Consider the following 26,756-nt stretch of genomic DNA (forward strand, 5'->3'; position numbering starts at 1 on the left):
AGCTAAAGAAAAACCCGGGCCGAAGACAAAGAAGTGAGTCAGACTCACGGGGGATTAGAGAGCGAGGAAGTGACGACCATGGCCGCATGTCAAGTGAAGTTTATGCCGGAAAGTCGCACCATTGAGGTGGAAGAGGGGACCTCTCTGGTTAAGGCCGCTTCTCAGGCCGGAATCTATATCAAGTCCGGCTGCGGGGCCAAAGGCAGCTGCGGAGCGTGCAGGGTCATCGTCCTGAGCGGGGAGCCGGAAGTGAGGGGTACGGGCAAGCTGACACCTGAGGATATTGCCCGGGGTGTTCGGCTCAGCTGTCAGACGTTTGTCCACGGGGATGTCACGGTAGAAGTTCCGCCGGAATCTCGTCTGCAAGAACACCAGGTTCTTATGGAGGACGTGCAAAAAGGCGGGCTTTTGCAGGAAACGGAACAGGACCTGCTGGATAAATTTAGTCTCCATCCTTTGGCAACCAAAGTCCGCGTCAAGCTGTCCGAGCCTACCTTGACGGAAAACGCCAGCGACTGGGCCCGGCTGCAGTTAGAACTAAGGCGGATACTGGCGGCCGGCGTCAAAGGGGTGGATATTCCCTTGTCCGTGCTGCAGACACTGCCGGAAGCCTTGCGGCAGGCGCAGTGGGATGTGGCGGTGACGCTGACGGAGGGAGAGGACAAGTACACCGTCGTACGGGTTGAAAAAGGAAACGACCGCCCGCCTTACGGACTGGCGATTGACATCGGGACCACTACGGTGGTCGTCTACTTGGTCGACCTGTCGAACGGACGGGTGATCGACAAACAGGGTACCTACAACAAACAGGCCAAATTCGGGGATGACGTTATCTCCCGGATCGTCTATGCGGTAGATGCCCCCGGAAATCTGCAGGAGATTCAGCGCGCGGTTATCGATACCATTAACGGGCTGACGGAGCAAATCCTAAGCAGACAGAAGTTGGAGCCAGCCGACCTCGGCGCGGCCGTAGTTGCCGGCAATACAACCATGACCCAACTGTTTCTCGGGGTGGACCCGCGTTATGTTCGCCTCGAACCCTATATTCCGACTATGAATGGGGTTCCCCCGCTTAAAGCCCAGGAGATCGGGCTGAAGATGGTGTCCGAAGGGTTGGTTCACTGTTTCCCGTCCGTAGCCAGTTATGTAGGAGGAGACATCGTCTCGGGTACCATGGTGACCGATATGGCCAACGGTGAAGAAATCGTCCTCTTCATCGATATCGGCACCAACGGGGAAATCGTCCTGGGTAATCAGGATTGGCTTGTTTCCTGCGCTTGTTCGGCAGGTCCGTGTTTCGAGGGTGGAGGAATTTTGTTCGGCATGCGGGCCATGCCCGGGGCAATTGAAAGGGTGTATATCGATCCGGACAGTTTAGATGTCAGCTTCAAGGTTATCGGCAGGATTTTGCCGGTCGGGATCTGCGGTTCCGGGCTCGTAGACGCCTTGGCCAAACTGAGGGAGGCCGGGATTATCGACCGGGCGGGAAATTTTCAAATGGAACATCCCTCCCATTCAGAACGCTTACGCCTGACGCCTGACGACAAGGAATTCGTCCTGGCCTGGGCTCATCAGGCCGGCGGGGACAAAGACGTGGTCATTACGGAAAATGACGTCAAGAACCTGATCCGGGCCAAAGGAGCGATTTACGCGGGAATTCGCTCTTTGCTGACCATGGTAGCCGTGGATGTCGACATGATCAGCCGTATTGTGATTGCCGGCGGGTTCGGTAATTATTTGAATGTGCACGACTCAGTGGAGATCGGACTTTTGCCGGATGTCCCGGCAGAGAGGTATGAGTTCATCGGCAATTCTTCCGTCAAAGGAGCCCGTTTGGCTTTGCTGTCACAGAATGCCTGGCACGAGGCGGCCGAATTGGGCAAGAAGATGACCTATATTGAACTGTCCGTGGGAACCACTTTTATGGATGAGTTCGTATCGGCCCTCTTCCTGCCGCACACAGATCTATCGTTGTTTCCTTCTGTCGTTTCGTAGCTCAGGGCATGGCAGCCGGTTTCGGGCCGGAAAATCAGTAATCAAGGGGATTTATTTCGTCGTCTTTTGCAACCAGAAAGGAGAGAAGTTCATGCCTGTCACTTTAGTTAAGGAAAGGTTTCCCAGCAAGGTCGGTGAGGTCATTCTGGGAGCCACCTCGGAACAGGGAGGTACGCGCACTTCCACGGTCGTCGTGGGTGGCGACAACCTTTTACCTTTCTTGCATTTCGAAGGGAAGGTCGTAAACCGTCCGGTCATCGCCATGGAGGTCACAGACATCGTTCCGCCTTGGAATGAAGCCATAAAGGCTCAATTTGGCGACGTGCTGGACAATCCGGCGGCTTGGGCGCAAAAATGCGTGAACGAGTTCGGAGCCGACCTCATTTATTTGAAACTCATCGGCGCCGATCCCGAAGGGTTTAACCGTAGCCCCGAAGACTGCGCGCGGGTGGTCAAGGAAGTCCTGGCAGCGGTCGGCGTCCCCCTGGTCGTGGTAGGATGTGAAAACGCCGAGAAGGATAATGAGGTCCTGGCGGCGGTCGCCGAGGCGGGTGCCGGTGAAAATCTGCTCCTGGGCTTGGCGGAGCAGGATAATTACAAATCGATTACGGCGGCTGCCATGGTGCACAAGCACAATGTCATTGCCCGTTCGCCTCTTGATATCAATATCTGTAAACAGCTCAATATTCTGATCAACGAAATGGGGCTTCCCTTGAACCGGATCGTGATCGATCCTATGATCGGAGGTCTGGGTTTCGGGATTGAATATGCTTATTCCATTATGGAACGGGCGCGCTTGGGCGCTCTGGCCAATGATAAAATGCTTTCCATGCCCATGATTTGCACCGTCGGCTATGAGGCTAATCGTTCCAAGGAAGCCAATGCTTCGGCAGAGGAGTTTCCGGGGTGGGGCGATTTGGCGCAGCGCGGGGTTCTCTGGGAAACCCTGACGGCCACGGCTTTGCTTCAGGCCGGAGCCAGCATCCTGCTGATGCGGAATCCTGAAGCCGTCAAACTGGTGCAGCGCAATATTGCCGACTTGGTCGACGCGGAAGTGGGAGCCTGAGGAAGGCAAGGAAACCTTCCCTGGCAAGATTTGAAAGGACGTGGGAGAATGATTATTATCGGCGAACGGATCAACGGGATGTTTAAGGACATCGGCGAAGCTTTGCGCAACAAGGACCCCAAGCCTTTGCAGCATTGGGCGGTGAAACAGGAAGAAGGCGGGGCCCATTATCTGGATGTCAATTCCGGTCCGGCGGTCCCGACGGAGGAGAGGCCGGAAGCGTATAAATGGATGGTCAATGTTCTGCAGGAAGTATCCAAGTTACCTCTCTGCCTGGATTCAACCAACTACGACGCCATCCAGGCCGGATTGGAGCTGTGTCAGCGCCCGGCTCTGATTAATTCGGTCCCGGCCGAGCGGGCGAAGATTGAGCGCGTTTTTCCCATGGCCGTCCAGTTCAATGCGTCCGTGATCGGGCTTACCATGGACAAAAAAGGGATTCCCAAAGACGCCGAAAACCGTGTCGCCTTTGCTATGGAGTTGGTGGCCGCCGCGGACGAGTTTGGCCTCAATATGGAAGACTTGTTCATTGATCCCCTTATCCTCCCTGTCAATGTGGCCCAAGAACACGCTCCCGAAGTTCTGGAATCTTTGCGCCAAGTGAAAATGCTGGCTAATCCCGCGCCGCGCACGGTTCTGGGCTTGTCTAACGTGTCCCAGAAATCACCGGATCGCCATCTGATCAACCGGACATACCTGGCGATGGCCATGGCCGTGGGCTTGGATGCCGCGATCATGGATGCCAATGACGACGATCTAGTCGACGTCGCCGCCACCGGTCAGATTCTGTTGAATAAGAGCATTTACGCGGATTCGTACCTTAAAGTATTCCGCGCCCGCTAAGCAGAGTACCCCTGTTTGTGCTCATTGAGTCAAGTGTGATCGGAGTCACAGGGATAGTCCCCAGGGAATTTTCCTGGGGACTTTCTTCCCTTGGCGAGTTGGAGGTGAGACCATGCCGGTTCCGCGGCCAAGTGAAGGTTCCGGTTCGTTTTTTGCCGTCAATTCCGCGGTTCTGGTTGTGGGCGACGGTCCCCCGGCAGAGGCGGCGGTTTCCGCTCTGCGGGCGCACCCGGTCTTCTGGGTCGGGGCGACGGCTGAACCCGGGCCCCACGTCATGGCTTATGCGGACGAGAGCGTAGCGGAAGTCCGCGGGCAGCGCGGCCGTTTTCGGGTACAGCTCGAGGGTAAGCAGGGGAAACTCTGGTTGGAATGCGGGAATGTGGTACTGGCACCCAGTCTGCAACGCACTTTGGACCCGTCTTGGCATCTGCCGGAAAGCCGTTTGGCGGTATCTGTCTCCCGGGCAGCGCGGCTTGCGGTTGAAAGGGGACCTGTAGTCTTTTTGCTGGGCGGCGGCGAGACTGAGGGGTACTTCTCTGCCCTGACAGCCCTGAGAGAGGCGGTGTGTCTGGCCGCGCGACAAGTGGAGGTCTATTTCTTCTTTGCCGATCTTGGGGTATCTTGGCCGGGGTTGGAGGAAGTCCACCAAGAAGCGCGCAGGCTGGGGGTCCGCTTCATTCGGATCAGTGACACTTCGGCGTTCAGAGTCGCTGAGGAAGGCGGGTTTTTGCGCGTGCGTTACACGGATGCCTATCTGCCCGGGTCACCCGAGTTTTCCCTGACGGCAACCTACGTGTTTGCCGGGGAAGTCGGCCTGCCCGGTTCTGATTTTGCCGAGTTGGCTCGGACCTTCCGGATCGACCGCGATCGCTGGGGTTTTTTGCAAAGCGACAATGTCCGTCTCTTTCCGGTCCGGACGAATCGTCCGGGTGTATATGTCTTGGGTGAGGCACGAGGACCGGCTTTTGCGGGCGAGGCGGGGCTGGACGCGGCGGCCATTGCCGGCGAAACAGCACCCTTTCTGGCGGGGGAGATCCTTGTGGCGGAACCGTGGCTGCGCGTCGATCCGGCCCGCTGCTCTTTTTGTCTGGAATGTGATCGGTATTGCCCAGCGGTCGCTCTCGAGGTGCACAGGGCGAGAAAAACCGTTGCAATCAATCCTTTGGCCTGCCTTGGCTGTGGGATATGTGCCGGGGTATGTCCGGAGCACGCCATCGCCTATCCCGGGCCCGAGACCAAAAGCGGGCGCCGGCAAGGCAAAACGATTGTGTTTGCCTGTGAAAAGTCCGGCTATCTGGCCGCTCAGTCCATCCCCCTCCCCGCGTGGGCGGCAACTTTGGAAATGATCCCGCTGCCTTGCGCCGGGAGGCTGGACGAAGGAATGGTCCTGAGGGCCTTGGCCCAGGGTGCGGTTCAGGTGATCGTATCGGCCTGCAGGGAGCAATGCTGTCACTATTCAAGCGGTGAACGGCTGGCCGAAGAAAAGGTGCGGGCTCTGAAAGAACATCTCGGAAGCATGGGGCTCAACCCCGGCAGAGTGACCTTAGTGCGGGCGTCAGCTAACGCCCCGCGTGAGTGGCTGGGGCTCGTCCGGGAAATTATCGCGGGTGATGGAACCGGCCCGGGGGAAACGGGAATGGAAAAGTGCGCCAAAACTTGAGGCGGTGAGAGCATGAGCGACATCCTGGTTCTGGGTGCCGGCATAGCCGGAATGAGCGCTGCCTTGGACCTGGCCAATGCCGGGTTGGGAGTCTACCTGTTGGACAAGGAGAAGGAAATAGGGGGTAAAGCCGCGCACTATGCGTGCAAAGCCGGAAGCAACTGCCGGAAATGTTCGGCCTGCCTGGTTCCTTATATTAAATATCAGCTCGAGCGGCATCCGAATGTAAGAATTCTTCCCTTTAGCCTTTGTACCGATTTGCAGGGCGAACCCGGACATTTTCGGGCTTCGGTGCGGCTGCTCAACGAGAAGCGCCAAGATCTGGGAGCGGAAACTACGCTCGAGGTCCGGGCTCTGGTTGTAGCTACGGGATTTGATCTCTATGATCCCACACCCAAAGAGGAATTCGGCTATGGCAGGCACAGGAACGTAATCACGGCTTTGGAACTCGAACAGGCCTTATGGGGCTTTCCCGCTCTGAGTGCGGCTTTCGGAGAAAACCTGCGGCGCATAGGCTTTATTCAGTGTGTGGGCAGCCGGGACGCCCAGAACGGATATCCTTACTGCTCGCGAATATGCTGTGGCTACAGCGCCAGGCAGGCCCTGAAATTGGAATCCGATTTGCCGGGGGCGGATATTACTCTCTTCTACCAGGACAGGCAGACTTTCGGCAAGGGACCGGGTTTCTTCCGGCGGGAGCTCGGCTCCCACACCCACATCCGTCCGGTCCGCGGCCTGCCGGCTAAGATCTTCCGTTACCCGCGCGATGAGTTGACCGTGCGCTATACGGATATCGAACAAGGACAGGTACGGGAGGAAGGGTTCGATTTGGTTGTGCTCTGTCCCGCGGTTATACCCGCCCGCAGTGGTCCGGATACATTCCCGGCACTGGGTCTCGAGCGCGATCAAAATGGGTTTTACTTGGAAAGAGATGTCGGTGTAAGTTCCCGCAAGGGAATCTTCCTGGCGGGAACGTGCCAGGGCCCCAAAGACATCCCCCAGTCGATCGCTCACGCCAAAGCCGCCGTCGGTCGGATTCTGCGCTACTTGGCTTGACCGGCCTTCTTCAGTGAAAGAGGGCCGGTTTTGCTTTCCCATCTCGGGCCGGAAGTCCCTTTTTCGGTGCACCCGGAAAGAATCTGGGGAGCGAAGGCCGCCGGCCCTTCTACGCTGGGCACGACGAGCATAATGTTCCTTAAGGAATATTCTGGAGGTGGACAAACTTGGAAACCTATTTTTCGGGCAATGTCCGGGTTCAGGAATTGACAGACCTGATCGTCGAGAAGCTTTTTACGGTCTGCCTGCTCTCAGGGAAAGACGCAGCGGATGAATTCGTCAAAGGCAGGGCGGCGGTGGAGAAACTCGGGCAAATTCTGCTCGACTTGAGGTCTCTTTCTCAGGCCGCCCTCGTGGACGGCCTTATTCAACTGGTTGAGCAGAGGTTCCCTGATCGGAGAGTGACGAATAATTTTCCGTCCATGCGTTCTACCTTGGAGGACATGGTCCGGGAAGGAGTCGCTAATCTGAGCGCTTTCTTCCCGGCGATGCCCGCAACCGACAGTTCAGTCAAACAAGAGCTTGCGGGCGAGGGTGGTACGAAAGTCGTCTTGCCGGGGGGGAAAACCCCCGCAACTCGCGCGACTCCAGTCACGTCCGCGGAACCGCAAATGCCGGTGCGCTCCGCCCACTGGAGTCTTTCGCAGCAACCGGGCAGCGCGGTCGTTCGGGTGGAAAAAAGTATGATTACAGGCAACATGATCGGGGGATCTGCGGGACAGCCGCCTAAGAAAGACGAGGCCGCCGGAGAACCGCTAAAGAAAGATAAGGCTCTGCCTGCGTCCGAAGCAAACCCGACTAAGGAGACCGAGGACAAAGGCTCCTCCGCGGGGCAATTTTCGGCTCCCACTTTCGTGCTTGATCTCCACCCGGCCATGACAACTCCTGCCGCGGCCAGAGTCTGGCCCCCGTTGCTTCAAGGCGTGCGAACGGCCGCAAGTGACGACGGAAAGACAGCGGCGACTAAAATCGAACCCCCGGTCATCCTGGAATCCGTGTCATCTGAGGTCAGGGAGGGTATAGCCAAAGCCGAGTCCAAGCCCGCCGAGGTCAGGGAGAGTATAGCCAAAGCCGAACCGAAGTCCGCCGAGGTCAGGGAGAGTATAGCCAAAGTCGAGCCCAAGCCCGCCGAGGTCAGGGAGAGTATAGCCAAAGCCGAACCCAAGCCCGCCGAGGTCAGGGAGAGTATAGCCAAAGTCGAGCCCAAGCCCGCCGAGGTCAGGGAGAGTATAGCCAAAGCCGAACCGAAGCCCGCCGAGGTCAGGGAGAGTATAGCCAAAGCCGAACCGAAGCCCGCCGAGGTCAGGGAGAGTATAGCCAAAGCCGAACCCAAGCCCGCCGAGGTCAGGGAGAGTATAGCCAAAGCCGAACCGAAGCCCGCCGAGGTCAGGGAGAGTATAGCCAAAGCCGAACCGAAGTCCGCCGAGGTCAGGGAGAGTATAGCCAAAGCCGAACCGAAGTCCGCCGAGGTCAGGGAGAGTATAGCCAAAGTTGAGCCGAAACCTCCAAAGGTCAAGGAAAGTGTCGTCAAAGTCGTGGCGAAGGCACTCGAATTCAAGGAGAGCGTGGCTAAAAGCAAACTCAAACCTCCCGAGGCCAAGGTGAGTGCGGTTAAGGCCGAGGCAGGTTCCCCGGAATCGGCAGGCAGAGAGGGTAAGGCCAAAGCCTCGTTCGGCAGGGAGCCGGTGCCGGCAGATGTCGGTAGGGAGCCTCTGTCCACAGAAAAGGAAACGGTAAAGTCCGCGGCACCGGGGCCGAACCGTGGGCTCCCGCGCCAGTCCCCTTTGCCGCCGGAAGCCATACGGCTGGGAGCGGTTCTCAAATACCTCTTTTCCGGCCAAGGAATCCGTTGGGATATTTCATTGGCCAACTGCCCCTTTCTGGCACAGGTGGCCGACCTCCTGGTATATGTGGCAGACGGCCAAGAATTGCACCCCTCGATCCCCCTCTTAAAAAAGGAGGGCTGGAGGATAGTGGTATTTTCGCGGGAGGACATTTCTTTTCCTCGGCGAATGGAACGAATGATCCGGATGGCTACGCGACGGGCAAGTTCCCAGTGATTCGTTTGGATAGCAAAACGACAGAAAGGCAGGTTAAGGGGTAGGAAAATAGCAGGCCGGTGTCGAATACAAACAGTTAGAAGTTGGCGTCGTGGAAATTTATTACCCGCATGCCGGCGTGAGTCGCGCATTGTTCAGGTGTGAATCGTAACCAGCGACGGGAAATGGAGAGGGACTGTTGTGGCCGACCGGCTGAATGAAATATTGAAAAACACCATGAACGCTATTGAAACCGGCAAAGAAGAGATTTTTTACATTTCCGAGATGACCCGTACGGAGATACTGCGCCTAAGTCAGGAATTGTCTCAACTCCGTCTCGACCTTGGGCAGACGATCATCGATGTCGATAAACAATACCGGGAAGAACGGCGGGCCCGGCAAAAATTAATGGAGGTCAACCGCGATTATAAGGGACACTCCGAGGAGGAAATGATCAAGGCGTATGAAAACGCCAAGAACTGCCAGGTCAAACTCCAACTCTTGCAGGCGAAAGAGGTTCAATTACGCACTCGCAGAGATGAAATAGAACGTTCCTTGAAACAGATGGGGCAAACGATAGAACGGGCGGAAAACCTGATGGCTCAGGTAAACATGGCCATTAGCCTATTGCAGGGCGGTATTTCGGAGTTGTCCATCCCGCTGACGGCAGAGCAAAAACAGGAGATCGGCGTGCGCATCATTAAGGCACAAGAAGAAGAAAGACGGCGTGTGGCCAGAGAGATTCACGACGGGCCGGCCCAGACTCTGGCCAATATTGTTTTGCGGCTGGAAATCACGGATAAGCTGTTGGATATTGACGCGGACAGGGCTCGGGCCGAGATCAAAGATCTAAAGCGTCTTGTTCGCTCTAACCTACAGGATATCCGTCGCATCATTTTTGACCTGCGTCCCCTGGATCTGGAGGATCTTGGCCTAGTGGCGGCGATGGAAAAGTACCTGGAAAATTTCGAAGCCAAATGCGATGTGCACGTGGAACTGCGGATAGAAGGAGAGGCGGTCCGTCTGCCCTCCGCTCTGGAATTGGCCTTGTTTCGTTTAATTGAGGAATGCCTGAACAACGTTGCCAAGCATTCGCGCTCAGTGCGGGCCCGGCTGGAAATACGGTTCGGACCGGAATGGATCAATATTCGCATCATAGACTACGGTCAGGGGTTTGACGTAACGGAGATATTTGACAAACCCGGAGAACATTTCGGTCTCATCGGGATTAAGGAACGGGTTGATTTGTTTTCCGGACGCTTTTCCCTCCGGTCCTCCCCCGGAAAAGGGACAACCGTTGAATTTGGTTTTCGTTCGGAGGGAGGGGCTTTTCTATGATTCGGGTTGTTGTTGCCGACGATCACCCGCTGTTGAGGGAAGGACTGCGCCGGATATTGGAGCTTGAGGGTGGAATAAAGGTTGTGGATGAAGCCGGGGATGGGCAGGGGGCCATCAACTTGGCTCGCACCGTTCCTTTTGATATTCTTCTGATGGACCTGAATATGCCCGGGGTCAACGGTTTGGAAGCGTGCCGGATCATTAGAAGGGATCAACCGCAGATCGGTATCCTGGTCTTGACAGTGGACGATTCTGATGAGAAAATCTTAGAAGTATTGCAGTTGGGTGTAGCGGGTTATCTGTTGAAAGATGTCGATTCCCACACCTTGGTAGAATCTATCCGCAAGGTGTATACGGGGGAGCCGATTCTGTCTCCTACGGTGACGGGCAAGCTTCTGGGCCGGCTTTCCCAGACCGGTCACCATCCAACCACCTGCGGCTTAACTGACCGGGAATTGCAGATTTTGACGTATGTGGTAGGTGGCTCTTCCAACCGGGAAATCGGAGGGGCTCTCTTTATCAGTGAAAAAACAGTGAAAAACCACCTGTCAAGCATCTTTCGCAAGCTCAACGTTGAAGACCGCACTCAGGCTGCCCTCAAGGCCGTAAAGATCAAACTGGTCAAATTGGAGTGAATGCTTAAATGAAAATTTCCTTTTTGGGTGCGGCACAAGTCGTTACCGGGTCTTCTTACTTGGTGGAGTCGGGCGATTTCCGCTTGCTGGTCGACTGCGGTATGTTTCAAGGTCCAAAAAGGCTTAAGGAGCTGAACTATCGGGAGTTCCCTTTTGATCCGGCCGGGATCGACGCAGTGGTCTTGACCCATGCCCATACGGACCACTCGGGCCTGATTCCCAAACTCGTGAAGAAAGGATATTCCGGACCCATCTGGTCCACGCCGGAAACAGCGAAACTCTGTTCAATCATGCTGCCGGACAGCGGTCATATTCAAGAGATGGAGATCGAGCGCAAGAACCGCAAACGCACCAGGGCGGGCCTTCCGCCTCTGGAAGCCATTTATACGGCGGAAGATGCCAGACGCGTCCTGTCGCAGTTTAAAACTTTGAATTACGGCGAGAAAATGAACCTCTCGCCGACGCTGGCCTTCCACTTCCGTGATGCCGGTCATATTTTGGGTTCCGCCCATGTCGTTCTGGACGTCACTGAAGACGATTGCCGGAAAACCTTTGTTTTTTCCGGAGATATCGGCAATATCGATCAGCCGTATATCGAAAATCCGAGCCTTCTCTCTTCCGGGCAGGTAGTTCTGATGGAAACGACCTACGGAGACCGCTTGCATCACGACTCCGCTCAGCGTTTGGAACAGTTGGCGGGAGTTATCCGGGATGCCCACCAAGCCGGGGGAAACCTTGTCATCCCGGCCTTTGCCATTGAGCGCACCCAGGATCTCCTCTACTACATAAGCAGGCTCCAGGACACGGGCAGAATTCCGGTTCTCCCGATTTATATAGACAGTCCTTTGGCCATCGCCGCGACCCAGATTTTCCAGACTGAGATCAAACACTTTGACCGGGAGACCCAGGAATTGATAGCCAAAGGCGAAAATCCGCTGGCGATGCCCAATGTTCATTTCAGTCAAACGGCTGAAGACTCGATAGCGCTGAACGACATTCAGGGGGCCATTCTCATTGCCGCCAGCGGCATGGCCGATGCCGGGCGGATTAAACACCACCTTAAACATAATCTATGGCGTGCCAATGCCACGGTTCTCTTTGTCGGCTACCAGGCCGAAGGAACGCTGGGGCGATTACTCCTGGACGGTGCCAGCCTGGTTACTATTCACGGCGAAAAAGTGGCTGTGCACGCCAGGATTCGCTCTGTCGACGGTCTGTCCGCGCATGCCGATCAGAACGAACTCCTGACTTGGTTGTCGGCACTTGAGGCCACAGCCGAGAATATCATCTTGGTACACGGTGAACCTGCGGTTCAAGCCGCTTTTGCGGCCAAAGTGCTCGGGCGCTTTGGCAAGAACGCGCTCATCCCTGAGTTGGGGGAAACCTTCGAATTTTCGTCCGGAGAAGTCATTCGCCGCGCACCCGCGCAGCCTTGGCTGACGATTCCGGCGGAGAGCGGGGTGCGGCCGGAAAAAGCTTCCGCTGCCGGCGGTACTTTGCCGCCGTCACCTTTGCCGCCGCTGCCGGAACCCGGCGGTTCGACAGACCGGCGCGGCTCCAGGGCCCAAGTGAACCGGGCTTATATCCGCCTGCGCCATCAGTTGAAACACCTGGTGGACGAAGGACAAAGGCAGCGTAATTTCGACCAGGTCGCCCGCACCTTGGAGACCATGACCCGCTGGCTGGAAAGCTTGCGCAATCCCCGCCGCCGGTAGGCGTAAAACCTGGGTACGGCCGTTCGACAGGAAGCGTCTAGATCATTGAGTATTCGGCAGTCTGACGCCTGAGCCCCGCCAGGAAACGGAGAACTTCCTCACGCCTTTTGACTGCCAGCCGCCGTCCCGCTTTGGTGGCCACCTTGCCCGGCAGTGCTTCGGCAAAAGTGCGCGCCCTTTGAATAGCGTCTTCGGGGGTTTTGAGCAACTCATCTTGTCCAACCAGGCAAAAGAGCCGCATGATGCCGATGTTGCCGAGATTGTCCAAAATGTTGGCGTCTCTCAAATAGACCGCCTCATCGCTGCGCCCGGGTTCCGAATAATACATGTGAGACTCGATCGCGTCCAGAACCTTGGGCAGTTTGCCCGGCGAAAACATCTGTTTCTGCAGGATATTTGAGGCCAGCCCTTTGGAGCGCAGCGAGTGGTCGACGTTGGGCAGGGCATAAGCGGGGTATTTGCCGAGATCATGCAAGATGGCAGAGGTATAGAGTATTTCATCATCAAGCGCTAGATTCTGTGCCAGTTCTTTGGCCAAGTTGTAGACGCGCTGACAATGTTTGAGCCCCAGGGAGGGATGCACGTTCGCCTGTTCAACTAATTGAACGAGTTCCTGATAATCAGCCATTTCCGTATACCTCCTGTTTTACTCACCTTATCGTGCTCACCATCGCCCAAGTCCGCGCGTTGGCTCTGCAGTGAGCTCATCTGTTTAGGAATACGGCATTCGGGGACGGAATTCCTGCCAGGATATGGAAAACAATTCGCCCCTAATCGCCCTGTTGCGCGAATTGTCTGCTCCAATGGCCTGTGTCGAACAGGAAACTGTTTTATTACAGAAATTATCCCCTAGAGGGTTAACTGGGAGTGAGAGCATGAGTAAGATCGATGTTTATGGGAGCTTTGCGCAGGCTCTCTTCTTTTCCGGTCCGGTAGCCGTTCCCAAATACCTCCTGCTTCATTATGCCGCCTTGGGCTTGACAGATCAGCAAATGGTTCTCTTGATTCACATCTTAAGTGAGATGGGAACCAATCCCTACCCGCAAGCCTCTGTGCTGGCTCAACGCATGCAGGCGGGAACAGAAGAGATCGAGGAGATGATAGGACGCTTGGTGGAGCGGGGATTACTGGCGATCGAAAAAAGTTGGAATGCCGAAGAAAGAAAATGGTCTTATTCTTACAGCATTCTCGGCCTGATTGACAAGCTGGCCGAACAGTGGGCGCTTGAGGGGGTCAAGCAATTTACCTCCAACCGCTCGCCCAAGGCACCGAGTGTGCCGGCGACGGAAGCCGTCGCGCCGGTCAATGATCCGACGGCGGATAAATTGATTTCCCTTTTCGAACAAGAGCTGGGACGCGAACTGACAGTTTTCGAGTGTCAGCATATTGAAGCTTGGCTGTCTGCGCACTATTCTGGCGAGCTTATTGTCGAGGCTCTGCGGCGCGGAGTGGCCGCCGGAATTCGCAGCTTTCGCTACTTGGATTCCATTTTACGCGAATGGGAAAAGAAAGGTCTGCACACCAAAGCGGAAGTAGAAGCAGATGACCGCTATTTTCAAGCCCGTCAGGAAAAGAAAGCACCCGGCCGCAAAAGGGCGAAGAAGGTGCAAGATGGCAAAACCGATAAAGACAAATATGAGGATTTTTATCTTTGAGACTTTCCGCCATTGACGATAAGGCAGCAACCCGAAAAGGAGTGATTAAAGACCGGTTTCCCGCAGTAACCACCCGTCAGGCACCGAGACTGAGGTCTGGGCGGCCGAGCCGGGCGGTACTGCTTCCCGGGTGGTCGCCGGGAACAGACGCACGCGCCGGCCGCCTGAGCCTCGCCTGTAGCAAGGAAAACGGTTAAACAAGTCCGCAAGACAGGGTGGGTAACGGCGGTCATTTGGAGTGAGGACGTTTGGGAAACCGGGCCATCGGCTTGAAAAGTCTGAAAGAGATCCTTGCGAACAATCTTCCGTCCGGGCCGGCGGAGGCGCCTGTCCCAAGGAAAGAAAGAGAAAAAGCGGCGGAGGCCGGTTCCCCGGTGCCTGAACAGGCGCCGGAGTGTCCGATTTGCTTGGACAGGGGGATTGTCTTTGACGGTGAGACAGCGCATCCCTGTTCTTGTATGTTGCGAAAGAGCTTGGCTAACAGATTCCGCCATGCCAGAATTTCCCGCAATTTGCGGATGTGCCGGTTTGAAAACTTCAACCTGAATTATTACCGCTCATCTGGGGACCAGGGTTACTTGGAAAATGCCCGCAAAGCTCTGGCGGCCGCCCAAGAGTTGGTGGAACGATCCCTGTGCAGCCCTTATGGCCTTGGACTTTTGCTGACGGGATCGGTGGGCTCGGGCAAGACTTTCTTGGCTGCCGCCATTGCCAATGCCTTGACAGAACAGGGGCAGCAGGTGCTCTTTCTGGTGGTTCCGGATTTGTTGGATGAGCTGAGAGCTACCTATGACAAGCGAACTGAAACGACGGAATTCGATTTGCTCGATACGGCCCGGGAAATTCCTTTTCTCATTCTTGACGATCTGGGGGCCCATAATTATACGGACTGGACGCGCAACCGGATTTATTCCATCCTTAATTTCCGCATGAATGAACAGCTGCCCACCGTCATGACCACGAACCTGTCCTTACAGGAGTTGGAGGACTATTTGGGAGAGCGAACCACATCCCGGCTCGTGCAAATGTCCAGGGTTTTCCGTCTCACATCTGAACAAGATATTCGTTTGCGTCAATATCAGGAGAGAGAGGACAGGCGTTCACCGCGAAAATAAAAATCGGGATTTTTCAAAATCCTATGCATGTCCCGGCAAGACATGCATAGGATTTTTTAGGGGGAAATTCCCAATTATGTGGAGGTGAACGGGGTTGGCAAAGATAGTGGCGCTTAATCGGAAGCACTTGACCTTACTGCTCGGTGTTGTTCTCGTTTTCTTGGTGGGTATGGCCGCCGTAAAGCTTTGGCAGAAGAATGATGCTCCCGTCGCGAAGACGGTGGCGCCGGAGGTCAAAATGGTGAGCGTCGGTGTGGACCCTGCCGGGCCGACCAAAGACGTGACCTACGGCAGTGTGACATTGAAAGGGAGCCAAATCATTCCGGCCAAAGTTTTCGACCTTACCGTCACTCTGCAAAACGTAACAGACCGGAAAATGACCAACGTTCCGGTCGAAATGGAAATGAACCTTTTGGGAAACGACCGGCAGAAGGTCAAGCAAATGGCCAATGTGCCGAGTCTTGATCCGGGCGGTACCGTCAAAGTTATTTTCCACCAGATCCACGCTCTGGGCGATGCCATGGGGGTAAACCCCACGGCCGGTCTGCATGAAATTACAATTGAGGTCAAAGCCAATCCTGCGGGCGGCGTCAATGAAGACACCGAAGCCCATTTTCAATTCAATGTGGATTCTACTGTCAAAACACAGGCTAAATAGCGAAAGCCACCCTGAGAAGCGGCACGGGGGAAAGACAGACGCAAAGACAGCGGAGAGAGTGCGGGTGCAAGCGACGCCTCGCGCGGCAAACGGCGAAAGCCGCGGGGTGAGCCGGGACCTGGGAGCGGTGTCCTCTGAAGAGGGGTACCGCTTTTTCGCGTAAGTGGGGGCAAAGCCCGCACTTTCTCTCTGCCGAGTTTTCTTTCGGGCTGGGTGCGGGTATAATAGCATTTGGAGGTGTAAAAGTCATGAATAAGGTCATGAATATTGAAGTGGACTTACATACGCATACCGTGGCCAGCGGACACGCTTATTGTACGATTTCCGAAAACGCGCTGGCCGCCTCCAAACGCGGTCTCAAGCTGCTGGGGATGACGGATCACGGACCGAGCATGCCGGGCGCGCCGACCCTTTATCATTTCGGCAACCTTTCCGCACTTCCGCAGGAATTACATGGGGTGCGAATTCTGGGAGGGGTCGAAGCGAACATTACGAGCAGGGAAGGGGAGTTGGACATTCCCCTGCGCTATCTGGCAAAACTTGAGGTGGTTCTGGTTGGGTTGCACGTCTATTGTTATCCGGGTGGTACTGTCGAGCAAAATACTTCGGCTTATCTGAAAGCCATGAAAAACCCTTACACCGATATGATGGTTCATCCGGGGCGGCCGGAATTCGAATTGGATCTCGAACGGGTCGCTCACGCCTCCGCCGAATTAGGGATTCCGGTCGAAATTAACAATAGCTCCCTCCGCGCCGATAAGAAAGGGGCTTGGGAAAATTGCCGCCGCTTTGCTCGCTTTATGGCAAAATACGGCGGCCCTGTCATTTTAGGCAGTGACGCGCATTTCAGTGATCGGGTCGGGGAATTTGGCTTTGCCCTGGAACTGGTCACGGAAGCCGCCATACGAGAGGAACAAGTGCTCAACACTTCTGTCTCTAAAGTTTTGGATTATCTGCGGCTGCGGCGGCAACAGCGAACGCCGTGACAGGGCGCGCCCAAGCGGGCGTCCCGGCCCAAGCCGGAGGAGTAAGCAGCGTGCTCCCCTAAGATACGTTTCGTACTCACCAAAGCACGATCTCACGATGCATGGTCTGGCAAGCCGTGGCGTGAAAAAATATTTTTCGGGTATTTCTTTATAGAAGATAGAAAACAAGCAGGAAATCCTGTTTCCGGGGCGAATATCTTAGTAAATTCTAAAAAGAGAACGCACAACGGAGGGCTTGGCCTATGTCCATATTCTTTTTAGAAAAGGCCCCGGGATGTTTCAGCGGGGAACCCCCCGGGATCTTTTAGGGGGCGGCACAACGCCCCGGGCACTCGCTTCCTTGATACGTCCCCCGGGGCGGCGAGTGGTGCGCGTGTTTTTTTTCAGTAAGGAGGTGTCCGGAAAGGTGGGCCTCGTAAAAATTGGAATCGTGGGCGGAGGAAAAGGGGGTAGTTCTCTTTATAAAACTTTGAAAGATATTGAGCAGGTGGAAATATCCATGGTCTGCGATATTTTACCGAATGCTCCGGCCTTGATCTTGGCCAGACAGGACGGGGTGGCGACCAGTCTGTCGCTGGAAGAACTGTGTGCCGTTCCGGGCTTGAGCTTGATTATCGAGGCTACCGGAAAAGAAGAAGTACGGCAGCGGATTAATCTGCACAAGGACCGGCATACGGCCCTGCTGGAGGCGGTAGGGGCCAACCTGATGATGCATATCATCGAGGAAAAAGAGCAACTCTCGGAAATGAAACGGTTGAAAGGAGAATTGGATGCGATTCTGAATTCCGTTCAGGAGGCCATAGAATTTGCCACCAGCGACGGAACGATCCGTTTCGTCAACCCGTCCTTCAGTCGGGTAACCGGAGTTTCCTCCAAAGAGCGCATCGGCCAGAACATCTTCGAGGCCTCGCCTAACGGCGCTCTGGCCCGCGCTTTAAGGACACATGAGCCTATTTTTGCCCATCGCTCGCGGGTCGGAGGGTCGGATGTGGAGGTCGTCTCCAATGCCTCGCCCATCGTTGTCGACGGGCGCCTGGAAGGCGCTGTCGTCGTTTTTCAGCCCTTGACCGATATCTACAAACTGATGGAGCAGCTTCAGGCTTCCAACCAAGTTATCGACGAGCTGAAAACGAGAATTAACCAAATCACGACCAGTATGTACACTTTTGATGATATTCTCGGCAGCCACCCGGAGTTCGAGAAGGCTTTGGATTTGGCGGCCAAAGCGGCCAAGAGCGACTCGACCGTCCTCATCTCGGGTGAAAGCGGGACCGGCAAAGAACTCTTTGCCCACGCCATTCACGCGGCCAGTCAACGCCGGGATAAACCGTTTGTCAAGGTCAACTGTGCGGCCATTCCCGAAACCCTCTTGGAGAGCGAGTTTTTCGGGCATGAAAAAGGCGCTTTTACCGGGGCTCTTAAAACAAAATTGGGGAAGATGGAGCTGGCCAACGGAGGGACGATTTTCCTGGACGAAATAGGGGACATGAACTTGCACCTGCAGGCTAAACTGTTGCGCGTGCTCCAGGATATGGAGTTTGAGCGAGTCGGCGGTACGCAGACCATTAAAGTGGACGTGCGAATTATCGCGGCGACCAATCGCATGCTGAAGGAGATGGTAAAGAAGGGCGATTTTCGCGAGGACTTATATTACCGTCTAAATGTGGTCGAATTGCGCCTGCCCCCCCTGCGCAAGCACAAAGACGACATTCCGGCCTATGTCCATTCCCTGGTGCTCAAGTTCAACCGCAAATTCGGGAAGAAGGTCAGCGGTTTAACGGCTCAGGCCGAACAGCTGCTGCTCAATTATGACTGGCCCGGCAATGTGAGAGAACTGCAGAACGTAATTGAGCGGGCCATGGTGACGGTCGAAGAAGACATTATTACCCGCAAACACCTGCTCAACCTGGTGGAGCCGCCCGCCGCGGGCGAATCAGCACCTTTGGGAGAACTGATGCCGTTGGAGGAAATGGAGAAACGGATGGTCCGCTTGGCCGTCCAACGCTACGGCGATTCGGTGGAGGGAAAGAAGAAAGCCGCCCAAACCCTCAATATTTCCCTCGCCACCTTGTACAACAAACTGAAAATAATTACCTGAGAAAGGAAAAGGTGAGCGCCTATAAGGCTTGATCGTAAAATGACTTAAAATGAAAATGACTTAAAATGAAAATGACTTAAAATAAAGATAAAAACTAAAGAAAAAAGTAGAGATAAATAAATAAAAAAGTAGAGATAAATAAAGAACAAAATAGGAAAAATAGAGAAAAAGTAAAGACAAAAAAGAAACTAAATAAAAACAGTCAGGGAGGTAGTTTTCTATAAAATAGAAAGATCTTGTCTGGATTCTAGAAAGACGATAAGAGATGACAAGAACAGTCGCTTAGTTGATTTCACACGATCGGGGACAAGCGGGTAACTTCGGGCGTTTTCTGAATATAGACAAATCAGTTTCTCTTGGCACACTAATTGCTAGAATAGCGCCGTATACCCAGAAAAAGAAAGGAGAGGTTATTTTGAGTACTGTGCAGAGCCAGAGTCCCTATCATTTTCTCATTCGCCGCGTTCATTCATTGTTGGGTCTGTTGCCCATCGGAGTTTTTCTTACGTTTCACCTGCTTCTCAATCTCACGGCCCGGAGCGGGCCGGCCGCTTATGACCGTGTTATTGAAACGATGAGGCATTTTCCCGGGATTATCGTCGTCGAGTTGGTGGTCATTTTTATTCCGATCACTTTGCATGCGGTTTACGGGGCTTGGGTTGTCTACACCGGGCAAAGCAATGTCTTGCGCTACGGTTACGCCAGGAACTGGTTTTACATTCTGCAAAGGATATCCGGGCTTTATACGGTTATTTTTATACTGGTCCACGTTTCCGCCCTCCGTTTCGGTCAAGCGAATTTTGCCGCCCTGCAGCATTTCGTGGCAAACCCCTGGGGCCTGGCTTTTTATGCCGTGGGTATAGTGCTGGCGGTGTTCCACTTCATGAACGGACTCTGGGCTTTTGCCATTACTTGGGGATTGACGATCGGCCCCCGTTCACAAAAGATTTGGTCGTACGTTTGCGGTTTCTTGTTTGTCGTTATGTCAGTAGTCGGTTTAGCGGACCTAAGTGCTTTTCTGAGATGAGATTCCGAGAGAAGATTCCGAGATTGAGATTCCGAGATGAGATTCTGAAATGAGATTCTGAAATGAGATTCTGAAATGAGATTGGAAATGAGGCAGGATAGAAAGGAGAATGGCAATGAGCAAGGTTATCATCGTCGGCGGTGGCTTGGCGGGCTTAATGGCGGCGATAAAAATAGCGGAAGAGGGCTCCTCGGTCGACTTGTTTTCTTTGGTCCCCGTAAAGAGATCTCACTCCGTCTGCGCCCAAGGAGGCATCAACGGAGCGGTCAACACCAAAGGAGAGGGAGATTCGCCCTGGGAGCATTTTGATGATACGGTTTACGGCGGGGATTTTCTGGCTAACCAGCCGCCGGTCAAGGCGATGTGTGAGGCGGCACCGAACATTATTCATTTGATGGACCGCATGGGCGTTATGTTCAACCGGACCCCCGAAGGACTTTTGGACTTCCGGCGTTTTGGCGGCACAAAGCGGCACCGGACGGCTTTTGCCGGAGCAACGACCGGGCAGCAGCTCCTCTATGCCTTGGACGAGCAAGTTCGCCGCTATGAAGTGGAAGGGTTGGTCAAGAAACACGAGTTTTGGGAATTCCTTGCCGCAGTGATTGACGACGGCATCTGCCGGGGGATCGTCGCCCAGAATCTGCGCGACATGAGCATCGAGGCCTTTGCCGCCGACGCGGTGATTATCGCCACCGGCGGCAACGGCATGATCTTCGGCAAGAGTACAAATTCGACGATTAATACGGGCTCTGCCGCTTCTCTGCTCTATCAGCAGGGAGTCAAATATGCCAACGGGGAGTTCATTCAAATTCACCCCACGGCCATTCCGGGTGAGGATAAACTTCGTCTGATGTCAGAGTCGGCCCGCGGCGAAGGCGGGCGGATTTGGACGTATAAGGACGGCAAACCGTGGTATTTCCTAGAGGAGATGTACCCGGCTTACGGAAACCTGGTTCCGCGCGATATCGCGACCAGAGCCATCTATCATGTGGTTTTTGACCAAGGTCTGGGCGTGAACGGTGAGAATATGGTTTATTTGGATCTTTCGCATAAGGATCCCCATGAACTGGAAGTCAAATTGGGTGGGATTCTCGAGATTTACGAGAAGTTTGTCGGGGACGACCCGAAAAAAGTTCCTATGCGCATTTTCCCGGCCGTTCACTATTCGATGGGAGGCCTCTGGGTCGACTATGACCAGATGACCAATATTCCCGGCCTTTTTGCGGCCGGGGAATGTGAATACCAGTATCATGGGGCCAACCGCCTGGGGGCGAATTCCCTTGTATCCGCCATTTATGCCGGTATGGTCTCCGGACCGAAGAGTCTGGAATATGTGAGTAAGAATAAAATCAAAACGCCAAGCGCGGATGAACCGGCTTTTCAAAAGGAGAAGAAACGCCAAGAGGAGAAATGGGCCCGGATCCTGAACATGCACGGTCATGAAAACCCCTATCTCCTGCACAAAGAACTGGGCGAACTGATGACTGAGAATGTGACGGTGGTGCGTTACAATGACAAGTTAGAGGAAACGGATCGCCGCTTGCAGGAAATGATGAAACGCTGGCAGAATATCGGGGCCGATGATCCGGTGGTTTGGAGTTCACAGATAGCTCCTTTCACCCGGCAGCTCTGGAATATGATGGAGTTGGCCAGGGTGATTACTTTAGGGGCCTTGCGCCGCAATGAGAGCCGGGGAGCCCACTACAAACCGGACTATCCGGAACGCGACGACGCGAACTGGCTGAAGACGACGCTCGCGACTTGGACGCCCAAGGGGCCGGAGTTCAGTTATGAACCGGTTGACGTTTCCTTGATTCCGCCGCGGGCGCGCCACTACGATGTGGATTAAGAGGGGGAGGGATAGAGATGGCTGAGAATAAAGAAATCCGCTTGAAAATTCGTCGCCAGGACGGGCCGGGTAAGCCGTCCCGCTGGGAGGAATTCACCATAGAGTATCACCCGAAAATGAATGTCATCTCCTGTCTGATGGAGATTCAGAAGAACCCGGTGACAGCGGACGGCAAGAAAACGACAGCCGTCGTCTGGGAGTGCAATTGCCTGGAAGAGGTTTGCGGAGCCTGCAGCATGAACATCAACGGACAGGCGCGGCAAGCTTGCTCAGCTTTGATCGACCAGCTCGAACAGCCGATCGTATTGGAACCCCTGACCAAGTTTCCGCTCGTCCGGGATCTCATGGTTGACCGCCAGATCATGTTCGATAACCTGAAGAAAGTGCATGCCTGGATTCCGATTGACGGTACCTATGATTTGGGGCCGGGACCGCGCATGGCTGAAATAAAACGCCAATGGGCCTACGAACTTTCCAAATGTATGACCTGCGGCTGCTGTATGGAGGCCTGCCCGCAAGTCAATTCCCGCTCTAAATTCATCGGCCCGGCCGCTATTTCGCAAGTCCGTCTCTTTAATGCTCATCCGACGGGAGAGATGAACAAACATGAACGCTTGGCCGCTCTGCTCGACGACGGGGGAATCACGGACTGCGGCAATGCCCAGAACTGTGTGCGGGCTTGCCCCAAAAATATTCCGCTCACGACCAGCATAGCCGATTTGAACAGGGAGACCAACAAATTTGCCCTGAATCGTTGGTTGCGCAAGTAATTTGGCCTATTGTGACGTTAATCCCGGGGGAGGTGTCATACCTCCCCTTTTCTTGGTGCGCCACGCATGACGATTAACTTGACGGTGAAAGTCCGTTATGGGGGTATGTAGCGACCAACCATTAGCTCAAGGCAAGGGTGTCCATTGCGAGATGGAATCTGAAGGAAGCCGGCGGCAAAGTTCCGCCCCGAGGAACACGAACAATATTAGGCGCGAAATGTGGGGTAAGACTGCCATACAAGTTGAAGCCCAAAAGCTACACGGACACGTCAGCGTAAATGTTGCGGGGACATGGAATGAAAGTGAATCGTCTTACCGTGGGAGGCCTCACGGACGGGTGGAAACGGAGTAAGAAGCCCGGTTGAAACAAGATTTGTCGTGAGGAGTCAGCAGAAGCCATAGTACAGAGGTGTCCCGGACACCGACGGAAGGGCGGAACCAAAGGAGGTGTGGGTCAATGAAAGTTACCGAAGGTGGTAATTTAAAACACAGACAACTTTGCTTTAAAGACTATCTGCAAAGGTCATCTGCGGAACAGAGAGAGTATGCAGAAGTGTGCGTGCCACCCAGGATGACCAAAACCGACAACACCAACACAGACGAGCAGACAGAGAAACTGCTAGAGGAAATTCTCAGCGCCGAGAACCTTAATCGAGCCTACTACAGAGTGAAGGGGAACAAAGGCGCGGGTGGAATCGACGGTATGCAGGTGGACGAACTTCTACCCTACCTGAAAGGACACAAGGATGAACTTTTGCAAGCCCTCTGGGACGGGAAATACCGTCCGAAACCCGTACGGAGGGTAGAAATACCCAAAGAGAACGGGAAAATGAGAAAGCTGGGAATCCCTACCGTCGTGGACAGACTGATCCAACAGGCCATAACCCAGGTCCTTTCGCCAATCTTCGAAAGGCAATTCTCAGACAACAGCTATGGGTTCCGACCTCAACGAAGCGCTCACGACGCGCTAAGAGCATGTCAAAGGCATATCACAGAAGGCTTTGTCTACGTCGTGGACATGGACTTGGAGAAATACTTTGACACGGTCAACCAAAGCAAACTCATCCAAATCCTCTCAGACACCATCAAAGATGGACGAGTCATATCCCTAATCCATAAATTCCTCAGAGCAGGGATTATGGTGGACGGACTATTTGAAGAAAGTCCGGAAGGCGTACCCCAAGGGGGGCCCCTTAGTCCCTTACTTGGAAACGTCATGCTAAACGTTTGTGACCACGAGCTAGAAAAGCGTGGGCATCGCTTCGTACGCTACGCGGATGACATGATGATTTTCTGCAAAAGCGAGAAAGCGGCCCGGCGAACGCTAGACCATATTGTTCCTTATATCGAAGGGAAACTATTCCTCAGAGTCAATAAGGAGAAAACAAGCGTGGCACACGTGAGGAAAGTCAAGTATCTGGGATACGGCTTCTACATCCACAAAGGAAGAGGACGACTGAGAATCCACCCGAAAAGCATCCTGAAGCTAAAGGACAAGATCCGGAAAGTCACCGGACGGAGCAACGGGATGGGAATCGAGGAGAGAAAGGCAAAACTCAATTACATCATCCGAGGATGGACCAATTACTTTAAACTGGCAGACGCCAAAGCGTTACTCGGAAAGATGGACGAATGGCTACGAAGTCGAATTCGGATGGTCACATGGAAACGATGGAAGAGAGTACGCACACGATACGCGAACTTGCAGAAGCTTGGCATCAAGAAGGAGCAAGCATGGATGTGGGCAAACACAAGAAAGGGCTATTGGCGAGTAGCCCATAGCCACATTTTGACAATGTCCTTATCCAACAAACGCATCGAACGCGCAGGATACCCCAGTTTTAGTCAATGCTACTCTGCCAAATAACGTGTAAACTTTGGAGGCGCCGTATACCGAACGGTACGTACGGTGCTGTGGGAGGTCGGCTGGCCAATTAATGACCAGCCTCCTACCCGATTTGAACCCTCATTTGTAAAGATTTTGTTTTTAGGCGCAGATTATAGTAAACTAGGCTAGGTGGACAAACTAGATCCAGACTTTGAAAAAAGGACGTGCGTGCGTTGATTGCGAAACGGTCTGTCAAGAAGCGGCTCGTACGGGAACAGATTGCCGCTGATGTGATTATCTTTTGTCTGGGGACCTTGTTGGTGTCCGTTCTGGCCATCCGTTTTCTGGATGTCAAGATCGTGAACATCAAAGAAGCGGACAGGAATCTCTATACCATTGTCACGGAGCGGGGTTCCATCAATGTCGTGCCTGCCGAGATTCTGCGCATAGAACAAACTTTTACGAAGACGGCTTTGACAGGTCATCCGGTGGAACTGGACAAAATCTACACCGACAAAGGTTTTATCTATGTCTCTTCCCAGGATTCTTTCGCACCTTTGGGCCGAAAACTGATTAACCGGGTGGACTTTGAAGGGCTTCCGGTCTGGCAACGGCCCGATACGTCCCTTCAGTCCGTTCAGCCGTATGCCTATGCCATCGGCACGCCGGCCGGGCAAATACCCTGGGTGTTTTTTTTCCTTACCCTCCAGTATTGGTCCATGTCCGTCGGCGGTATCGCTTTGGCGGTGCTGATTTTCCCGTTGCGCTGGGAGGGCTCGGAGCCAGCCTCGGCCCGGGGCCCGGCCCAAGCGGAACCGGAATTTCTGGCACCGGCCCAGGAAGAAAAAAAGGTGGGCGCCATTGCCAAATAGCCTCCGGCAGACGGCCGGGAAATAAGAGAAGTGTTTGAAGATAAGGCCGGTGAGAGATGAAGCGCACCATCGTAGCAATTAACGATCCTGCCATGATACAGGAGATCAAATCTCTTTTGGCTTTGGTGGATTATCAGGGACTGGCTTTCACGGGGAACGGTATGGAGGCCCTGCGGCTTTTGCACCGTTTTGAACCGGACCTCATGATTATAGGGCGCAACCTGTCGGGCTTGAACTCCTCCGACCTATTGCAGACGCTCCTCTCCCTGCATCTTTGTCCGACCATGGTCGTGCTGGATGCGGATGAACATACTCTCCTGGCTCAGGTGGTGAAAGCGGGACCCCATCAGGTTGTTTTTTACCCCTTGCGGGCTGTGGACTTCGGAGCCGCCGTCCTCTTGGCGGAGGAGCGGTTTAAACAGGAGAGAGAGAGTGCCGATCGAGTTCGGCATTTGGAGGACGAGCTGAAAGCCAGGAAATTAATCTATCAGGCTCTGCTCCGTTTGATCCAGGCGCTGGGTTGGGATGAGGAAAAAGCTTATACGCTCTTGCGCAGCGAAGCGATGGCCCAACGCCGCAGTATTCGTTCCCTGGCCCTTGACATTATCAAGGGGAACTGGTTTCCGGACGCATGAGGGGTGCCGGAGGCGAGGCCGGACATGAGACGGAGAGGTTTCAGACCGGCGAGTCAGGGACTTTAGAGAGAGCTGAGTCAGAGGCAGACAAGTTTGAGACCAGTAAGTTGAGACCAGTAAGTTGGGACAGACAAGTTTGAGACAGACAAGTTTGAGACAGACAAGTTTGAGACAGACAAGTTTGAGACAGACAAGTTTGAGGTCGGGACGAAAGCAGACACGAGAAAGGAGAACTGCCATGGACGTTAAAGTTAAGCACATAAAGGGCATGCATTTTCAAGCGGAGGGTAATTCAAAAACGCTCACCCATCTCGATACGAGTACGGTGGCCGGTGGCAGCGGGATGGGCGCGAGCCCTATGGAGATGGTTCTCATGGCGACGGCCGGTTGCAGCGGCATGGACGTCGTTTCGATTCTGGGCAAAATGAGGCTGAAATACACTCGTTTCGAGATTACCGTTCATGGGGACCGGGCCGAGGAACACCCGCGCGTCTTTACCGATGTCGAATTGGTCTATAAGTTTTGGGGTGAAGAATTGCCTCAGGACAAGCTGGAACGGGCTGTTACCCTTTCTTTAAACAAATATTGCAGTGTGGCAAATATGATCGACAAAGCGGCAAATCTGACCTATCGCATCGAAGTGAACCCGGGCTAAGGCAAGCGTTTCGGAACACAGTTTGAGAGCGGGGGCAGGTTTCGTTAGATCATTGCTTTCTTTATTCGCATCTTTCCGGTCTCCGCCAGAAGTTTTGCCCGGGATTCAGGGCGCTCGGCTTGCTTGGTGGTCCAATTGCTGTTTGGGAACAAAAGCGGATGAGGTTGTGAAGAAGAGGCTAAAAGACGAAAACTCTGTTGCTTGATGAGGGCGGCTTTGTTATACTGAATCTGTCCAATTTGGAAGATATGTCAACAGTGT

Annotated in this window: 22 protein-coding genes; 21 read left to right on the plus strand and 1 reads right to left on the minus strand. The window is 54.2% G+C overall.

Going from position 1 to position 26,756, the window contains the following annotated elements; all coding sequences use genetic code 11:
- Positions 1-78 precede the first annotated feature (78 nt).
- From MNU25_RS12150 to MNU25_RS12190, 9 genes are all read left to right on the plus strand, one after another.
- A complete protein-coding gene (locus MNU25_RS12150; RefSeq protein WP_240986824.1) occupies positions 79-1,995 on the plus strand; it encodes an ASKHA domain-containing protein in 1,917 nt (638 codons plus the stop codon).
- A gap of 91 nt (positions 1,996-2,086) precedes the next feature.
- Positions 2,087-3,061: an acetyl-CoA decarbonylase/synthase complex subunit delta gene (locus MNU25_RS12155; protein WP_240985316.1), complete on the plus strand. Its 975-nt coding sequence runs from the start codon at positions 2,087-2,089 to the stop codon at positions 3,059-3,061.
- Between the two features lie 48 nt (positions 3,062-3,109).
- Positions 3,110-3,904 (plus strand): methyltetrahydrofolate cobalamin methyltransferase, encoded by a 795-nt coding sequence (locus MNU25_RS12160; protein ID WP_240985317.1) that lies wholly within the window; start codon positions 3,110-3,112, stop codon positions 3,902-3,904.
- A 112-nt stretch (positions 3,905-4,016) separates the two neighbouring features.
- A complete protein-coding gene (locus tag MNU25_RS12165) occupies positions 4,017-5,564 on the plus strand; it encodes a hydrogenase iron-sulfur subunit (RefSeq protein WP_240985318.1) in 1,548 nt (515 codons plus the stop codon).
- A 12-nt stretch (positions 5,565-5,576) separates the two neighbouring features.
- On the plus strand, positions 5,577-6,620 hold the full coding sequence (locus MNU25_RS12170; RefSeq protein WP_240985319.1) for an FAD-dependent oxidoreductase: 1,044 nt from the start codon (positions 5,577-5,579) through the stop codon (positions 6,618-6,620).
- 167 nt (positions 6,621-6,787) lie between these two features.
- Complete coding sequence (locus tag MNU25_RS12175) at positions 6,788-8,680, plus strand: hypothetical protein (RefSeq protein ID WP_240985320.1); 1,893 nt, start codon at positions 6,788-6,790, stop codon at positions 8,678-8,680.
- A gap of 180 nt (positions 8,681-8,860) precedes the next feature.
- Entirely contained in the window at positions 8,861-9,997 is a 1,137-nt protein-coding gene (locus MNU25_RS12180; RefSeq protein ID WP_240985321.1) for a sensor histidine kinase, read from the plus strand.
- Positions 9,994-10,632 (plus strand): response regulator, encoded by a 639-nt coding sequence (locus tag MNU25_RS12185; RefSeq protein ID WP_240985322.1) that lies wholly within the window; start codon positions 9,994-9,996, stop codon positions 10,630-10,632. The genes MNU25_RS12180 and MNU25_RS12185 overlap by 4 nt, the downstream gene beginning before the upstream one ends.
- 8 nt (positions 10,633-10,640) lie before the next feature.
- The gene (locus MNU25_RS12190; RefSeq protein ID WP_240985323.1) at positions 10,641-12,347 is read left to right on the plus strand and encodes an MBL fold metallo-hydrolase RNA specificity domain-containing protein; all 1,707 of its coding nucleotides are present in this window, start codon (positions 10,641-10,643) and stop codon (positions 12,345-12,347) included.
- 37 nt (positions 12,348-12,384) lie between these two features.
- On the opposite strand, the gene MNU25_RS12195 is transcribed toward MNU25_RS12190, so the two are convergent.
- Positions 12,385-12,975: an HD domain-containing protein gene (locus MNU25_RS12195; protein WP_240985324.1), complete on the minus strand. Its 591-nt coding sequence runs from the start codon at positions 12,973-12,975 to the stop codon at positions 12,385-12,387.
- Between the two features lie 247 nt (positions 12,976-13,222).
- Between MNU25_RS12195 and MNU25_RS12200 the strand changes: the two genes are divergently transcribed.
- From MNU25_RS12200 to MNU25_RS12255, 12 genes are all read left to right on the plus strand, one after another.
- Positions 13,223-14,002 carry a DnaD domain-containing protein gene (locus tag MNU25_RS12200; RefSeq protein WP_240985325.1) on the plus strand — a complete coding sequence of 260 codons (780 nt, stop codon included), beginning with the start codon at positions 13,223-13,225 and terminating at the stop codon, positions 14,000-14,002.
- 269 nt (positions 14,003-14,271) lie between these two features.
- Positions 14,272-15,117: an ATP-binding protein gene (locus tag MNU25_RS12205; protein WP_372503653.1), complete on the plus strand. Its 846-nt coding sequence runs from the start codon at positions 14,272-14,274 to the stop codon at positions 15,115-15,117.
- Between the two features lie 94 nt (positions 15,118-15,211).
- Positions 15,212-15,775 (plus strand): hypothetical protein, encoded by a 564-nt coding sequence (locus MNU25_RS12210; protein ID WP_240985327.1) that lies wholly within the window; start codon positions 15,212-15,214, stop codon positions 15,773-15,775.
- A 260-nt stretch (positions 15,776-16,035) separates the two neighbouring features.
- Entirely contained in the window at positions 16,036-16,761 is a 726-nt protein-coding gene (locus MNU25_RS12215) for a phosphatase (RefSeq protein WP_240986825.1), read from the plus strand.
- Positions 16,762-17,167: 406 nt separating this feature from the next.
- On the plus strand, positions 17,168-18,859 hold the full coding sequence (locus MNU25_RS12220) for a sigma-54 interaction domain-containing protein (protein ID WP_240985328.1): 1,692 nt from the start codon (positions 17,168-17,170) through the stop codon (positions 18,857-18,859).
- 415 nt (positions 18,860-19,274) lie between these two features.
- A complete protein-coding gene (locus tag MNU25_RS12225; RefSeq protein ID WP_240985329.1) occupies positions 19,275-19,886 on the plus strand; it encodes a succinate dehydrogenase cytochrome b558 subunit in 612 nt (203 codons plus the stop codon).
- A gap of 115 nt (positions 19,887-20,001) precedes the next feature.
- On the plus strand, positions 20,002-21,735 hold the full coding sequence (gene sdhA, locus MNU25_RS12230) for a succinate dehydrogenase flavoprotein subunit (protein ID WP_240985330.1): 1,734 nt from the start codon (positions 20,002-20,004) through the stop codon (positions 21,733-21,735).
- A 17-nt stretch (positions 21,736-21,752) separates the two neighbouring features.
- On the plus strand, positions 21,753-22,505 hold the full coding sequence (gene sdhB / locus MNU25_RS12235) for a succinate dehydrogenase iron-sulfur subunit (RefSeq protein WP_240985331.1): 753 nt from the start codon (positions 21,753-21,755) through the stop codon (positions 22,503-22,505).
- Between the two features lie 457 nt (positions 22,506-22,962).
- Positions 22,963-24,372 (plus strand): group II intron reverse transcriptase/maturase, encoded by a 1,410-nt coding sequence (gene ltrA / locus MNU25_RS12240; RefSeq protein WP_240983528.1) that lies wholly within the window; start codon positions 22,963-22,965, stop codon positions 24,370-24,372.
- A gap of 194 nt (positions 24,373-24,566) precedes the next feature.
- Positions 24,567-25,205 carry a hypothetical protein gene (locus MNU25_RS12245; RefSeq protein WP_240985332.1) on the plus strand — a complete coding sequence of 213 codons (639 nt, stop codon included), beginning with the start codon at positions 24,567-24,569 and terminating at the stop codon, positions 25,203-25,205.
- Between the two features lie 56 nt (positions 25,206-25,261).
- Positions 25,262-25,840: an ANTAR domain-containing response regulator gene (locus tag MNU25_RS12250; RefSeq protein ID WP_240985333.1), complete on the plus strand. Its 579-nt coding sequence runs from the start codon at positions 25,262-25,264 to the stop codon at positions 25,838-25,840.
- Positions 25,841-26,078: 238 nt separating this feature from the next.
- Positions 26,079-26,495: an OsmC family protein gene (locus tag MNU25_RS12255; RefSeq protein ID WP_240985334.1), complete on the plus strand. Its 417-nt coding sequence runs from the start codon at positions 26,079-26,081 to the stop codon at positions 26,493-26,495.
- The last annotated feature ends 261 nt before the right edge of the window (positions 26,496-26,756 follow it).

Source organism: Acididesulfobacillus acetoxydans, assembly GCF_902729405.1.
Classification (GTDB): Bacteria; Bacillota; Desulfitobacteriia; order Desulfitobacteriales; family Desulfitobacteriaceae; genus Acididesulfobacillus; species Acididesulfobacillus acetoxydans.